At 31.1% G+C, this 14,509-nt stretch carries 22 protein-coding genes and 3 pseudogenes; 24 read left to right on the top strand and 1 reads right to left on the bottom strand.

Going from position 1 to position 14,509, the window contains the following annotated elements:
* Nucleotide 1: 1 nt before the first annotated feature.
* The 24 genes and pseudogenes from EHV10_RS11860 to EHV10_RS11745 all read left to right on the top strand — a co-directional run bounded on the left by EHV10_RS11860 (nucleotide 2) and on the right by EHV10_RS11745 (nucleotide 13,683).
* Nucleotides 2-232 carry a hypothetical protein gene (locus EHV10_RS11860; protein WP_207667164.1) on the top strand — a complete coding sequence of 77 codons (231 nt, stop codon included), beginning with the start codon at nucleotides 2-4 and terminating at the stop codon, nucleotides 230-232.
* A 30-nt stretch (nucleotides 233-262) separates the two neighbouring features.
* On the top strand, nucleotides 263-709 hold the full coding sequence (locus EHV10_RS11855) for an SMI1/KNR4 family protein (protein WP_207667163.1): 447 nt from the start codon (nucleotides 263-265) through the stop codon (nucleotides 707-709).
* Nucleotides 710-808: 99 nt separating this feature from the next.
* Entirely contained in the window at nucleotides 809-1,234 is a 426-nt protein-coding gene (locus EHV10_RS11850) for a hypothetical protein (protein WP_128674825.1), read from the top strand.
* Between the two features lie 127 nt (nucleotides 1,235-1,361).
* Nucleotides 1,362-1,766, top strand: coding sequence for an immunity 22 family protein (locus EHV10_RS11845; protein WP_128674824.1), 405 nt, complete (start codon nucleotides 1,362-1,364; stop codon nucleotides 1,764-1,766).
* Between the two features lie 241 nt (nucleotides 1,767-2,007).
* Entirely contained in the window at nucleotides 2,008-2,811 is an 804-nt protein-coding gene (locus EHV10_RS11835; RefSeq protein ID WP_128674823.1) for a hypothetical protein, read from the top strand.
* Between the two features lie 111 nt (nucleotides 2,812-2,922).
* A complete protein-coding gene (locus EHV10_RS11830; RefSeq protein ID WP_279221838.1) occupies nucleotides 2,923-3,264 on the top strand; it encodes an RHS repeat-associated core domain-containing protein in 342 nt (113 codons plus the stop codon).
* A 351-nt stretch (nucleotides 3,265-3,615) separates the two neighbouring features.
* The gene (locus EHV10_RS11825) at nucleotides 3,616-4,407 is read left to right on the top strand and encodes a hypothetical protein (protein WP_128674821.1); all 792 of its coding nucleotides are present in this window, start codon (nucleotides 3,616-3,618) and stop codon (nucleotides 4,405-4,407) included.
* A gap of 63 nt (nucleotides 4,408-4,470) precedes the next feature.
* Nucleotides 4,471-5,283 (top strand): hypothetical protein, encoded by an 813-nt coding sequence (locus EHV10_RS11820; RefSeq protein ID WP_128674820.1) that lies wholly within the window; start codon nucleotides 4,471-4,473, stop codon nucleotides 5,281-5,283.
* Between the two features lie 59 nt (nucleotides 5,284-5,342).
* Nucleotides 5,343-5,597: pseudogene (locus EHV10_RS15560) on the top strand (RHS repeat-associated core domain-containing protein); the annotation flags it as partial.
* A gap of 3 nt (nucleotides 5,598-5,600) precedes the next feature.
* Nucleotides 5,601-6,050: a hypothetical protein gene (locus tag EHV10_RS11810; RefSeq protein WP_128674819.1), complete on the top strand. Its 450-nt coding sequence runs from the start codon at nucleotides 5,601-5,603 to the stop codon at nucleotides 6,048-6,050.
* A gap of 24 nt (nucleotides 6,051-6,074) precedes the next feature.
* A complete protein-coding gene (locus tag EHV10_RS11805) occupies nucleotides 6,075-6,383 on the top strand; it encodes a barstar family protein (RefSeq protein ID WP_045615694.1) in 309 nt (102 codons plus the stop codon).
* A 239-nt stretch (nucleotides 6,384-6,622) separates the two neighbouring features.
* Nucleotides 6,623-6,922 (top strand): hypothetical protein, encoded by a 300-nt coding sequence (locus tag EHV10_RS11800; RefSeq protein ID WP_128674818.1) that lies wholly within the window; start codon nucleotides 6,623-6,625, stop codon nucleotides 6,920-6,922.
* A gap of 133 nt (nucleotides 6,923-7,055) precedes the next feature.
* Nucleotides 7,056-7,823 carry a hypothetical protein gene (locus tag EHV10_RS11795; protein WP_128674817.1) on the top strand — a complete coding sequence of 256 codons (768 nt, stop codon included), beginning with the start codon at nucleotides 7,056-7,058 and terminating at the stop codon, nucleotides 7,821-7,823.
* 662 nt (nucleotides 7,824-8,485) lie between these two features.
* Nucleotides 8,486-9,019: a hypothetical protein gene (locus EHV10_RS11785; protein ID WP_128674816.1), complete on the top strand. Its 534-nt coding sequence runs from the start codon at nucleotides 8,486-8,488 to the stop codon at nucleotides 9,017-9,019.
* Complete coding sequence (locus tag EHV10_RS15555; protein ID WP_207667162.1) at nucleotides 9,019-9,456, top strand: RHS domain-containing protein; 438 nt, start codon at nucleotides 9,019-9,021, stop codon at nucleotides 9,454-9,456. The genes EHV10_RS11785 and EHV10_RS15555 overlap by 1 nt, the downstream gene beginning before the upstream one ends.
* Nucleotides 9,457-9,561: 105 nt before the next feature.
* Nucleotides 9,562-9,948, top strand: coding sequence for an ankyrin repeat domain-containing protein (locus EHV10_RS11775; RefSeq protein ID WP_128674815.1), 387 nt, complete (start codon nucleotides 9,562-9,564; stop codon nucleotides 9,946-9,948).
* A gap of 115 nt (nucleotides 9,949-10,063) precedes the next feature.
* Nucleotides 10,064-10,579 (top strand): SMI1/KNR4 family protein, encoded by a 516-nt coding sequence (locus tag EHV10_RS11770; RefSeq protein ID WP_128674814.1) that lies wholly within the window; start codon nucleotides 10,064-10,066, stop codon nucleotides 10,577-10,579.
* A 364-nt stretch (nucleotides 10,580-10,943) separates the two neighbouring features.
* Nucleotides 10,944-11,372: a DUF2750 domain-containing protein gene (locus EHV10_RS14765; RefSeq protein ID WP_207667161.1), complete on the top strand. Its 429-nt coding sequence runs from the start codon at nucleotides 10,944-10,946 to the stop codon at nucleotides 11,370-11,372.
* A 2-nt stretch (nucleotides 11,373-11,374) separates the two neighbouring features.
* Nucleotides 11,375-11,794: a DUF2750 domain-containing protein gene (locus EHV10_RS14760; RefSeq protein ID WP_207667160.1), complete on the top strand. Its 420-nt coding sequence runs from the start codon at nucleotides 11,375-11,377 to the stop codon at nucleotides 11,792-11,794.
* A gap of 4 nt (nucleotides 11,795-11,798) precedes the next feature.
* Entirely contained in the window at nucleotides 11,799-12,098 is a 300-nt protein-coding gene (locus EHV10_RS15550; RefSeq protein ID WP_408610094.1) for an AHH domain-containing protein, read from the top strand.
* Between the two features lie 20 nt (nucleotides 12,099-12,118).
* The gene (locus EHV10_RS11755; protein WP_128674812.1) at nucleotides 12,119-12,574 is read left to right on the top strand and encodes a hypothetical protein; all 456 of its coding nucleotides are present in this window, start codon (nucleotides 12,119-12,121) and stop codon (nucleotides 12,572-12,574) included.
* Nucleotides 12,575-12,605: 31 nt separating this feature from the next.
* Nucleotides 12,606-12,809, top strand: coding sequence for an RHS domain-containing protein (locus EHV10_RS15545; RefSeq protein ID WP_408610096.1), 204 nt, complete (start codon nucleotides 12,606-12,608; stop codon nucleotides 12,807-12,809).
* Nucleotides 12,810-12,912: 103 nt separating this feature from the next.
* Nucleotides 12,913-13,047, top strand: a pseudogene (locus tag EHV10_RS15540) (hypothetical protein); the annotation flags it as partial.
* Between the two features lie 168 nt (nucleotides 13,048-13,215).
* Nucleotides 13,216-13,683, top strand: coding sequence for an SEL1-like repeat protein (locus EHV10_RS11745; RefSeq protein ID WP_207667158.1), 468 nt, complete (start codon nucleotides 13,216-13,218; stop codon nucleotides 13,681-13,683).
* A 429-nt stretch (nucleotides 13,684-14,112) separates the two neighbouring features.
* Here the strand turns inward: EHV10_RS11745 and EHV10_RS15535 are convergent.
* A pseudogene (locus tag EHV10_RS15535) lies at nucleotides 14,113-14,382 on the bottom strand (IS1634 family transposase); the annotation flags it as partial.
* Between the last annotated feature and the right edge of the window lie 127 nt (nucleotides 14,383-14,509).

Here is a 14,509-nt window from a genome sequence, read left to right as displayed (position 1 = left end):
TATGGAAATTATTTCAAAAAACACATATTATAAGATAGAAGATGGTATTCTTACCATTGCATTTGCAGATAGTAAAAACCCTAATCCTGATAATTACTTAATCTTGCAAAGAGAAGTTGATGACTTAGAATACTATTATTATGAAATAAACAGCCAGCAATATTCAGGAATAGGTGGCTTCAAAAAGGTAGAAATTTATTCTGATAATTATGAAAATCAAAGAATTAATTGAAAAATTAGAAAAAAAAGTAGCCATCAATTTTTGAAAGCAGTATCAAAACCAGAATTTACTTTTCCTTTGCCAAAAGATTTAGAATTCTTTTATGAAAATTATGAATATGCTATTCTCAATATTGATACTTCTTGTGAGATAAGAATTAGTTCACTTTCAGAATTGCAACCAACAAACCAAATTCTATATCCAGTTAATGATGTTATTTGGGAGGAGTTGACAGATGATATCAGTAATGATTGGTTCATGATTGCATCTTCTCAAGAGCTTAGTCAATTTATCAGTATAGACTTAAACAAAAAAAGATTTGGTTTTTGTTATGATAGTTTTATAGAAACTCATGCTACACCTGATGAGTCTCCCGTTATTGCTAAGTCATTTACAGAACTACTGGAGAAATTGGTTTCCAATGAAAAAGAATGGTTTTGGTTAGATTCCTCTTTTCAAAGCTATGGTGATGCTTATGAAGATGAATGAGTAAGTTGTAGCCCTTATGAAACCCTAGATCACAACAAAGAGTACGTTTGGAGGCACGTAAGTAGTTTCTAAATTTCAACCCTAGGAAGGATTTAATCCATGATTAAAAATTTAAAAATTAATGACGGTAAAGCTACTGCTTTAATATCTTTATCGCCTAGTGATATGCAACCGTATGATATACCCATTTTTATTGATGATGAATCAGGAGATATACAAAGAGAAAGCCAAATTTATCCAATTCTTGATAGGGTAGAGAGCTTTTTTAAACGAATAAACATTGATGATTTAATAAGAGACATTTCAATAGAGATTAATCAAGCTTGTTATGAGCAAAGTGATTATGAACCAACAGAATTAGATAATAAAGAATTAGCAAATGATTTAAAAATTGTCAATATTACAGCATATTTTGATGATTTATTATTTATATACTATTCTGGTTCGTTTCTTCCTGATATGGAAATATCTGCTCAAATAACTTATGAAGGTGAATTAGAAAACTTGGAAATATATGATGAATAGCAAGCCGTAGCTCGCATGAAACCTCAAATCCTGACATAAAGCGGCACGCGGTTTCTGTTTTCAGACGACCTCTGTAATGAAATAAATTTTAAATTAAATTTTCAATAATTGAGAAAGGACGATTAAAATGCTTGATTCAGATACAAAAAATATGATTTCTGTATGGATAGGAACATCAAATAAGACGTTAGATGAATTTAATAAATACACTGAAGGAATGGAAGATTCAGATTCTCAATGTCCAGCATTTGCAGATTTTGGGGTTTCATTTATTGATTCAGACTTTTTTGTAGCTTTTCGTACCAAAAACGGAGAGATTGTTCCAATTGAAATTTTAGCTGAAGAAATTGGTACGCATTCGAAAAAAGCCACAGAAGAAATTATAAGAGCATCTAAAGAAAAAGGGGTGAATGAAGGGAATTCTTTGTATTATTATGCAAACGCTACTTTTAAACCCGATGATTCAGAAAAACTTTATAATGACTTAAAATTTATAGGAACGTTTAAAGATCCTAGAAAAAAGTTTCGTTAAATTGGTTGCCTAGCCAGCTGTAGCTTGCATAAATTTTTAAATTCACAAGTAAGGTGCGAACGTCAAAGCACGCACACGGTTTTTGTTTCCAGACCATCTTAATATCTTTTTTGAGGTCGTCTGAACTATTTGTTCTTTAACAATCTCATTACCATTAGCAATGACATTCTATCTAGAGGTCGTTTTTCCTGATGGCTGAGAAGCTAATTGACATAGACAAATACAGGAAAGGATATATATTATGTTGAAAATATCAAATAATTCGTTAAATGGAATTGTATTAGGTCAAAAAAAGGCTGATTTTGATGATGTTACTTTAAATGATCCTAGTTATTCATTAGAGTTTGATAGAAAGCATAAGATACAATCTGATTCTCAATTAATTACTGTATCATCCTCTGGAAGTTGCAATGAATTCAGTTTAGATGGAAAAATTATTAACTTCTTCAATTTAGAAAAATTTTTAGAAGAAGAGGATCCTTTAATAGAAATTTCTGATGAAGAAAATTATTTTTATGTTTTTCCACAATATAATTTACTTTTGTATGTTGACTCTAAGGATAAAGTATTTTTGCAGGTATTAATTTACGATGAAAGTATAAGAGACCTATATGAAAATACAAGTAAGAAGTACTCAGACTTTCAAAAAAGTAAACTTAAAGATTCAACCCCAGTTTATGATAAATTAATATTTGTTCCTTATAAGGCTATAGGTGATTTTGAATTTAATTGTTCTCTAACAGATATTATTAAAAAATATGATATATCAGAAAATGTTATTTCAAAAGCAAAAAATATCATAGAGATAAATAATTTTGTACTGAGGTTTGATAATGAAAAGTTAACTGAGGTATCAATTTTTCATGATAAAGCAGTAAGGCTTTCAATATACTATAATGAAATTGAGATATCATCAAAAAAAGGGCTTGCTGAGCTATTAAGTCAATATGATGTTATTGAGAGAACGAAATCTAAATATCTTTTTAAAGAATTAGGTCTAGTTGTGGAAAAGGATCTGTCTGAATTTCGTTTTTTTGAAGAATAATTATTAAACTTTTGGGCAAATTTGCATAGACCTATTACTAGCTGGTAATCACAAGCCACAAGCAAACTGTACCTCTAATGGTACTTCCAACTCCGATGTAAGCGCACGTACGTGGTTTTGCCTATCGAACCACATCAACGAAAGCAGCCAACAACCCCACTACTCCACTGCGACCAAATCGGTATCCCAAGAGAGATGCCAGATAAGGACGGCAACCTGTTTTGGTTCGGGGATTATTACGGTTGGGGCAAACTGAAGAGTGAAACCAACATAACGGAAACTGCTCACCAACTCTTCCGCCTGCAAAACCAGTACGCCGACCGTGAAACGGGACTACACTATAACTTCTTTAGGTATTACGAGCCTGATGCGGATCGGTTTGTGAATCAAGAACCTATTGGGTTGTTGGGTGGGGAGAATTTATATCAGTTTGCACTGAACGTACAAAGATAGATCGACCCTAAAGGCTTAGCAGTTTTTGCAATACCTCTTATTGCTCCTGAATTGATTGCGTTAGGTAAAGCTGAGCTTGTAACTTTAGGTATAGGTATTATTTATGAAAAAAGGGAAAAAAGCTCTTGATACAGTAATGATGGCAGCAAATGGAAATCAAGTCGATACTGAAGTTGCTAATCAAGTTTATAAAAAATAAATGAGTATTTTCAAAACACAGGAAAAAACTAGATAAATGTGACAAATTAAAAGCAAGAAATGATAATTTCCAAAGAGGAAAAATAAAACGTAAACCTACAAAAGTTTCTATGCTTGCAGTCCGGTTACATAAACTATTAAGAAGGAAATAATATGTTTTTTAAAAAACTACCAAATAGACAAAATTTTAAATATTTCTCCATAACTCTTTTAGTACGAAATGACATTCATAGTTATTTAAATATAAGCAATTGGTTTCAGGAGAATATAATTTTAATTAATGAATTATATCTAAATAAATTTAATTTAAGACTAGATGATATTGATATAAATTTTGGAAAATATCATTTTAGTTCAATAGAAAATGCTTTAAATAAAATTAAACAACAAAATTTATCATTCTTTCAAGCACAAACAAAAAAAATAGATAGGGTTTTAATTATATACGATAATCCCTTTTTGAATCAGGAAGAGTTAAATTACAATAATACATATGAAGCAAGATTTGTAATTATGTGTCCATATGAATATAAGGAGGTATTATTGGATTTCATTACTAAAAATATTGATCTTGATAACTGGGATTATGGTTATGGCATGAGTCTACTAGAAAGCCAAACGCTTGAAGGCTCTCAGATTAAATCTACAATATTTTCAAGCAGAAATATACCATTACTCTCAGAAAAAATATGGAATGAAATGCTTTTGACAAAGGATTCATTAGCTGAAAAAGGGTTCATTAAAGATATTTACGAATTTAATATTCTAAATCATAAGCAAGCTGAAAATATTAATTTAAAAAGTTTTTTTAAAAGAGGGATTGGAAGTTATTCTATACAAAATGAAAAATATATTTGGAAATTAAATTTTACTGAAATTAATTTAGTAAAACGTTTAATTAGTACAAACCCCTTCCTGCTTTCAATGACAAAAGATAAATCATGACAATAAGCTTGGAAATTTCGCCATTCTCGGCATTCGAAAGATAGGTATAACAGGAAAAATAATATGGTAAATGATAGAATTTCAAATTTTGACGCTTTTTTAGAATGTAAAGATCTATCAATCAATGACTTATTGGAGAAACTACTACATTCTAATACTATTATTCAATATGAAGCAGCAAAAAGGCTACAATTTTTTCAGTATAAAGAGATTATTGATATAATCAGAAATATTCTTTTAACAAGTCGATATAGTAAACATAGAGAAATTGCAAGTTTTATCTTGGGACAAATGCAAGAAAAACTTAGCACCACAGAATTGAAAGAGATTTTCTCCATATTAATTCACTCTATTCAAAATGACAAAAGTATTAAAGTAAAATCATCTGCAATATCTTCCTTAGGACATCTATTTAGAAAATATAATCTAGGAGAAGAAGAATTTCGTACTGTGGAAAATAATATTAGTTCTATTTGGAATATAAATAGATATTCTATAATTATTTCTATTGCATTTAGTTCCGCATATTTCCCAAAAAGAAATTATATAAAAAAATATCTAATAAAAAATTTAAACAGCAAACATCACAAAATTATCTCATGGATATTATATGGATTGAAAGAAAAACAATATAAATCAGAATCAATTGAAAATTTACTAATACATAAACTAAGCCAATTTAGTAAAAAATCCTATATTTACAATGAAATTATTGCATTTTTAATTTCAATTAATTCTAAAAAAGTTATCCCTTATGTTAAAAAGACACTATTCACTCAAAGTAAAATTGATGATGAAATTTATACTGAACTTAAAAATAATCTATCGGATGAATTTGCGGAATTGAGAAAAAAATTATTAGAAAAATTCAAATAGTTTCTTGACGTCCGCCTGCAAAACCAGTATGCTGACGGTAAGACGAGCAGCACTACAACTTCTTCAGGTATTATGAACCTGACTACGGAAGATTTATCAATCAGGATCCGATTGGGTTGTTTTGTGGGGAGAATCTATATCAATTTGCTTCTAACTCTCAAATGTGGATTGATCCACTTGGATTGAATCCATTCAATCGAATCACAGGACAGACGACTGTACAATGTGCAACTGACCTGTCGACTCTCCGCCCAGGAATGCAAGGATGGAAAGATGCACTAACGGCTCTTCAGAAAGAAAGAAAGGAGGATTAATTTATGAAAGAATTTTGTTATGAAAATTTTTTGGATGAAAAACAATCTAAAAGAATCGTACGACGTTTAATATATACTTTTTTTAAAGGCAACATTAGAAAAAAGAAAATAATGGTAAATGGAAATCTAAAAGATAAAACCTACTTTATATTCAAAAGACCTTTTCATCTAGGAGAAGGCAACCTATGCACACCAATCAAAATATGTGATTTATTTCCTGTAGATGAACTATATATACTTCGACACTATAATTATAAAGATCAAACAACTCCTGTATTTTTAGTACCAAGCTCACAAATTTTAAGTGATTTAGAAGATTTAGACTCTCTATGTTTCTATGAGTATTCTTATATTTTTGACAAAAATTTTTCACAATGTTTCTTTATAACGGATTCTACTACCTTGGAAAATGGAAAAATCGTACCAATTCTGCAAATATTTGAACCTATTTAGCAGGGAGCATTGAGAGGTTGTATTATGAATACCAATAAAAAAATCATAGATATAAATTTATTAAAATTAAAAACAAAACAAAATTTTTTAAATATATTAAATCAAGAACTTAATTTTCCAAGCTATTTTGGATCAAATCTAGATGCTTTAGACGAATGCATGAGAGATTTGAGTTGGATTCAAGAGAAAGAAATTATTTTGAATTTTAATAATATTAATAAACTAAAGGATAGAAATAGTGAGTTATATCATTTAATACATGATGCATTATCTTTCTACAAACAATACTGGGAAGAAAATAATCATGAAAAAATAGTTACAATAAATTTCTAACCTACATGGTTGTCTGAAATGATTTGATGGAAAGCGGTAAAGGCAAAACCAAAGTAGCGGCGGGCTATGCCCAAACCGCCGTGAAAACCCACTACTTCCACTGCGACCAAATCGGCATCCTAAGAGAGATGAGACTCCGACAGAATGGGGAATAATTCATTCATCCTAAAAAGAAGCTCTTATTGTTCCTGCATTGCCTGATATAACATAAATTCTATATTTTATTTGAGAAATTAATTATGAAAAAACAAGAAATTATTTTAAGTATGCAAATGGCTTTTCTTGGGGCAATTTGTAACAAAGTCAGACTTATTGCATTTGATATGACCGAAGAATTTTTCGCTCTTTATGTATATATTGATTCACCACTGACAGATGATGAGTATGAAGCAATAGATAGTGCACTTACAGATGTATTGACGGATTTTCCAAATTTTCTATATGAGAAAATATATGTTATTGAAAATAATGATAATATTCTTTCATTAAATATATACAAAGGATGTTTTTTTATGCGATTTGAAAATCAATCTGATTAAATAAGGCGTTGTAAAAAACAGCTTCATTGGGAACTCCATTTGCACGAAATGCCACTGCGGCAGATTCAGAAGAGTTAATTAAGAAAAGTATTCCTGCAAATATTGCCATACATTAAAAGGTAGAAAGTAAGATATGAAAAAAAACAATCTAATTTTATTAATTAAAAATCAAATATCAGATAACCCAAAAAATGAAAATACTTTACATTTAAATACACTTTTACTAAGCTTGATAGAAAATCCTAGTATAGATAATGATTGTTTCATAGAATTATTTAGCTATTATTCTAACATATCCCAAGGAGAAGTAAGTGAACTATTTAGTTTACTGCAATCTTTAACCAAAGATGAAATCAATATCATTTATGACTTTTTAGAATATATCTCCAAATTTGTCAAAGACTTAGGACTATGTTGTGAATTTGAAAAATTTCTTACGGAGGTAAAATATATACAAGAACGAAATTGTCTAGAGGAAAAAATTAGGCCTACTTTTCCAGTTTTCAAGGTTGATAAAAATAACATCATAAGTTTTGATGACAGTGATAACTCTTATATATATTCTATAATGCAACTATCTACTAAAACTTGGATTGAGATAACATACGATGATTTTCTCTCAATACTTGAATCACTAGAGTGGCAAGCTTTTACTAATAAGGCTTTATTATATTTTACTCCTTGCTGTTTAAAATATATTTTTTCTAATTTATCTAAATTTCATTTATATGGTTACGTTGTTGAATTTTTATATATAGCCCTAAGAAACCAAAGTACGATATTTAACACTACTCAAATCAACTTAATTATTGATTTTTTAAAATTAATCCAAAATTTTAACCAGGAAATTAGTGTTGAAACACAAAAAAGAATAACAAGTACTATTCAACTTTATTTATAATTTCCCGGCTGTAAAGGGATAAAGAGCCGTACCGCCACCAAACCGGACTGGCCGATGCGCCATTCTTCCTCGGTCAAATCCGCAAATGTTATATCGTTCGTACCGGCGGTATGTTCTATATGAACGGCAAGTTCAGTAAAAGACTCCCCACTAAAAACTGTCTATCCTGTAAGGGTGCGGTAGGTGCCGGCGGCGCTGTCAACCGCCGCTACGCCTACGACAAAGCCGGCAACCTAATTCATAACGCCGACAAAAGAAGCGTATTCCTTCATTACGTTTACGACAAAATCGGACGCATTCAGGAAGGCGGCAAAGGCCGTTCCGACTGCAAAACCAGTACTTCGATGAAGAAAACAGGCTGCATTATAACTTGTTGCGTTATTACGAACCCGAGGACAGGATAATTCAAATTCTATCCAAAATAATGAGAAAAGGCGCGCACAAAAACATTTAGGACTAAAATCAAAAATCAATTTGAAACTTCACTTTGTAAACGATCTGGTGTAAAATAAGGTAGAATTATGCCAAGCAAACGTCAAATAGATGTTTGGTAAGGATCTATAAGAATGACTGGGTATGGTCCATCAAGAGCTAGAAAACTAAGAGAACAGGCTCAGCGATATTTGAGATCTTTAGGATATAAAATTTTAGGAGGTACTAAAATGTTAGGTGAATTAAAAATCATAGATGAATTTGCGGATAAATTTGATTTTCGAATGTTTGGCCCAGCTCTTTTAGAGAAAGAAGTTAGTTGGCCTGTAGATTATAATGGAAACCCTATGCTGTTTTTTATGGGGCTTCCTGCAAATTTATTAAATAAAAAGCTAGATATTAACTTGTATTGCAATATCTTTATTACTTACGATCATGAAGATGATCAACATTTATATGATTTGAGCGATAAAAATCCAGAGCCAAATAAAAGTTCTTGTGTAATTTTAAGTGATATTCGTTCTTCAAAAGTAAAAAAAACAAGCTGTATCGAACCTAGCAAAAAACTTTCAATCAGTGAGTCTGGTGATGAGGTACCATACTGGCTACAAGATCCTATTCAGAAATCAAATATGTCATTTCAATTTCAAATATATGCAGGAGAGATAGATAATATGTTCCAGCAAGATTTTGGAGATGAGTTTTATTATTTTTTCTGTAATGAAAATTGTTCAGAAGGTAATGTTTTTGTTCAAATTACCTAATGAAATATGTAGAGAAAGCAGTACCTAAGAAAACCTTAAGTCCTGACGTGGACTGTGTGCGGTACGCACGCGATTTCTGCTTTTCAGACGACCTCGAAAACCAAACCCGCTTCGTTTGGGATGGCAGCGACCTTTTGCAGGAAGTCCAACCGGACGGCAGATATACCTATATCAACACCGACCAAGACAGCTACGGACCGCCGGCGCAGGTACGCAACTGGACCAACGAAGACGGAGAAATCGGCCAACAAGCCCACTACTTCCACTGCGACCAAATCGGCATCCTAAGAGAGATAACCGATAAGGACGGCAACCTCTTGTGGTTCGGAAACTACACCGGCTGGGGTCGTCTGAAATATTTCTTCAATAACAATCTAGGCCAAAACCGCCTACGAATACGGTCAGGACGGTCATACTCAAAAAATACAAGAACGTAAAAACAGATTAAACAATCTAAAAAAGAGCATAAAGAAAATTGCGTCACGAGTATTAAATAAAATCCAGATATTAAATTTATCAACTTAGAACTATAGGTATTGTTAATGGAAAAAGAATTATTATGTATTTTAAAAAAATATGAAACGCATCCTGATTTTTTGGGTGACACTATTGAAGATGTAAATCAAGTAGGAGGTATGGATGATACAGTTTTACATATTGCAGCCAGAAATAATTCTTTAAATGATGCTCTTGTATTTCTTCAAAATGGGGCATTGATCAATCTTAAAGGAGACTTAGGATATACCCCCCTACATTATGCATGCATGTTTGGAAATATAGAAATGGTGAAATTACTCCTTGACAATGGATCTGATAAAAATATACAAAATGAATTTGGGGAAAATGCCATTAGAATTGCAATTAACTCATCCAGCGAAAATAAAGAGAAGATAGTAAAACTATTAAATAATTCTAGAAAACGTAAATAAAAAATAAAATATAAATCAATCTTGGTCGGCTATAGCATGCATGAAACCCCTAATCTTAACGATATGGTATTGAAAGAAATATCTTTCTATCAAAATATTTATGGAGTATACTTTTATGTTAAAATCAAAATTATTTCCCGAGGATTTTTTTAATATATGTATTAAGCGTAAAGTGGAAATTAAAAAGTTAGATAAACTTCCCAAGTTAGATAATAACTATTTGTTATTTATTACTAAATATCAGGAGGTAGAGATAATACCTGATATTTCTCTTTTTAATTATGAAGAGGCTTTAAATGAAAATAGATACTTAGAGAGTCATTATCCCAAAATATCAAGGTGTTTTTGGAGTATTGGACAAGCGGGACAAGGAGATGGATGGTTTTTAAATAAAATAGATAATACCATTTTTTATTATAATCATGATACTGGAGAATATACCAAATCTGGATTTACAAATTTAGGGATAGATTTCTCACAATTTATCCAGTTGGCTTTCTTATACCGAGATTTAGAACACCTATTAGATGAAGGAGAAACACTTACGGATAATGTAAAAGCTGAGTTTATAAATTCAGTAAATAGTATAAGTAATAATTTGTTTAATATTTATCCATTTAAGTATTTTTAATTAGAAGATTTAATAAATTTATTAAGCAAGCCCTAGCCCGTATGAAACTTTCAATCTTGAAGTAGTGTGCCTGCGGGTCGAACTCACGCGGTTTTTGCTTTTCAGACCATCTTAATATCTTTTTTGAGGTCGCCTGAACTTATTTGTTCTTTAACAATCTCATTACCATTAGCAATGACATTCTATCTAGAAGTCGTTTCCCCTGATAACTGAGAAACTAATTGACATAGACAAATACAGGAAAGAATATATATTATGTTGAAAATATCAAATAATTCGTTAAATGGGATTGTATTGGGTAAAAATGTGGTGGAAAATCTGAGCAAGAAATCAAAGATTCACGGAAATAGAAAGGATTTAAATAATGGACCTGCCAAAACAAGCAATTGATTCAATTGTTAAATTATCAGCTAAAGAAAGATTGGATTATTCTATTAAAACTATATCCGGTACTGAAACTTTATACCTATTAGATGGAAAAGATGACTGGATATGTTTGCAAGATGATGAAGGAAAAGAATACCTAATGATCTTTCCAGAATCTGAGTTTGCGGAGTTAGCTCTCCAATGGAACCCTCAAGCATTGAGAATAGATGAAATAGAACTAGAGAACTTCTTAGAAGATACTGTTCCTTTAATGTCTGAAAGTAATATTAGATTAGCTATTTTTCCTATAGATGAAAAAACCGAAACTATTATTTTGGATCCAATTGAATTTGCTAAGATGATTAATGATTATTTTTATGAGTGGTATGGGGAAGAATTTGATTTACCTTATTTATTAGGAGGTTAACAATGGTTTTACATAAAAAAGCAATAAATGCAATTCTTAATTTGTCCAGTCAAGAACGTTATGAGCATACTTTAAAAAGGATAACTGACTCTGGAGTTTTATATGTTTTAGCAGACAATGACGGAGATTGGATATTATGGGGAGATGAGAAAAATTCATCTTTAGCCATATGGCCTGAATTAGAATTCGCAAGAATTATGGCAAATTCTGAGGATAAGAATTCTGATATTTATGAAATTAAGATAGAAGAATTTTTAGAGGATGGCATACCATGGTTGATAGAAAATAATATAGGTATAGCTGTCTTTCCGATTCCAAATAATCCTGAAACAATTGATATGAAGGCTATTCAGTTTGCCGCCTCAGTCAATAAAATATTAGACGAAAGTTATGATGAAGCCTTAGATTTGCCTTATCTTTAAACGAATGGTCAGTTCGAAATCCAACCAAACCGTAAGGTCGTCTGAAAGAGAACACCAAGGTAACGGAATAATGTTACCGGAATCTCTATCTAAAGGGACTACCCGTTCTAAACATAAGAGCTATCATAGAGGATATAACCAAGCAATTATGGAAATAGTAGATAATATTGATAAGAATTCTAAATGTGATAGAGAAAAGGCTAGAAAAATTCAATCATTACAATCCAAAATTCATAAGGCACTAAAGTCAGGAAGTATGACTTTATATAAACCGACAACAAAACAAGATTGGATTAATTACTAAACATAATAAGGAGTAGCATTATGAATATAATGTTAGAATTTATAAAAAATAATTTATTAGAAGTATCAGGTAATTTTCAAAACAGCCGATGGAAAATTATTCAAGATATTTCAGTAGCGCAAAGATATGCATATCAGCAGTATGATTTAGAGACTGTTTGGGTGGATTCGCGTGAATCAAACTCACTAATTTTAAAGTTATCTACAGATGAAGATGACAATTTTTGGGATGAATATGCTGTTCCTGCAATTGAAAAAAAATTAAATTCCTTGAACTTAGAGGAGGGATTAAAAGATAGTTTATTTAGTGATGTAGATGCCGATTTGTTTAATTGTTATTTAAATAACAAATATAAGAAAAATCATCCTTTTTGGAATATGATAGAAGATGCTTATTTTAAAGGGTTTTGGCCTTGTGGATGGGAAGGTAAATATCCTGAGGGGAAGCTTGTTGTTTTTAAATTAAACTATGCTTAAATAAAAAACATGATAATCGCCATCTAGATAAATCATTGAATCCAACGCAAGGTTTTCAGACGATCTTTGTTGTATTTCGTTCAACCGCCACTATACCTACAACAAAGCCGGCAACAAACCCACTACTTCCACTGCGACCGAAATCGGCATCCCAAGAGACATGACCAATAAAGACGGCAATCTGGTTTGGTTCGGCAACTACACAGCTTGGGGGCGTCTGAAAGAGTGTAACTAACATATCCGGAACCGCTTACCAACCATTCCGACTGCAAAACCAGTACGCTGACCGTGAGATAGAATTCCACTACAACTTCTTCAGGTATTAAAGTCCTGATGCGGGTCGGTTTGTGAATCAGGATCCTATTGGGTTGTTGGGTGGGGAGAATTTGTATTTGTTTGCACCTAATACAACGAAATGGAATGATCCATTAGGACTAATGAACAAATGTAATAATTGTTCAAAAATTGGCTAATGAATTAAAAGCACCTGTACGTGGTGCAACAGAAAATGTTAGTGCAGTTACAGGAGAAGTATTAAATGGAGGTAAATATGTTACATTTAAGCCATAAAATCCTTAAATTTATTTTTTTAAAGTGTTTTTCTAACGTCTTATAATAATTCATACAGTAAGGATAGAGACATGAAATCTAATGCCAACATTTCAATAAATGACAGTATGTATATTTCTAAAACTGATCTGGAAAAGTTAAAAATTGATGCTTCCTCTGGCAATAGTCAAGCAGTATCAAAATTAGCTAATTATTTTGCTTTTTATGAATTTAACAATGATAAATTTATATTTTGGTTAATTCGATCAGCCGAATTAGGTAATACTCAAGCACAATATGATTTGGCCTATATATTCTTTGATCATTACCAAGACAGTAAAGACAAAAACAAATTAGACGAAGCGGAAAAATGGGCTCTACTTGCTCAAAAAAATGGGATGTCTATTACTAAACTACTCACTGATATACATCGAGAGATTGATATTGCTCAAGGAGGATTAAGAAAAACAGGAACTCCTAAAGCTCAAAGAAAACGTTTAAGAAAAGAAACCAAGAAATTTCTTAGAAAATTGAAAAAAGCAGGCAAGAAATGCCCTTAAATTTTTAGGAGAATTTAAATGAAAAAAATGGATACGTTAATTTTAACTTTTTAGATAGTAAACCCAATATAAATAATATATTAGTTGGGCTAGATTTAGACTATTCAAATAAAGTGATAGCGCCAGATGGTCATGAGTTAGCATTGATTGCTTTTATGCCAATTGAAAATTTATTGACTATTGCACCTCAATTTAAAACAGATTTTCAGAATAAGGAATATAAAGATAAAGTAATTTACGTTTTTTCTTATTATGATAAAGAAAATTATAACCAGCTTTTTTAAAATCACTATCTCAGATGACAATTTAATCAAAATATGATATAATCCTGTCTTTGACAGTTTTAAAAGTTAAAATGCCCTTGAAACCCAGTGTTTTACTGGCTTTCAGGGCATTTTTATTTCGTTTTGAAACTTAAAAAATAGCATTTTATTTTCCTTTACTTTGTTTTTGTATTGTCCTCATTTGGCTTTTTGTTATAAATTCAAAATATGTATTAAAATGACAAATCTCATGCAGTTTATCTGTGAGCTCTGTTCGTTTATATAGAGGTATGAAACCTTGCCCTTTTATATATGCAAAATTAAAATCTTTTAAGGTCTTTGGAATCTCTTCGCATGTATACTTGTGTTCTAAAAATTTTTCAAGATATCTGTAAATAATCAAGGCTAAAAAGCAGGTTAAGAAGTGAGGCGTAATTATATCAGTTCTTTGTAAAAATAAAATTGAAGGAGCTGTCGGGAAATACTGAATTTTAATCCCTACAGAACTAAATAGAAATATCCTGACAAGTACAAGGCATTTTGGCTTTGTGACTTTGTCAGGA

The organism is Lachnoanaerobaculum gingivalis, from assembly GCF_003862475.1.
In the GTDB taxonomy this organism is placed as follows: Bacteria; Bacillota; Clostridia; order Lachnospirales; family Lachnospiraceae; genus Lachnoanaerobaculum; species Lachnoanaerobaculum gingivalis.
Note: the sequence above shows the minus strand (reverse complement) of the source record. Positions and strands in the feature narration are given on the sequence as shown.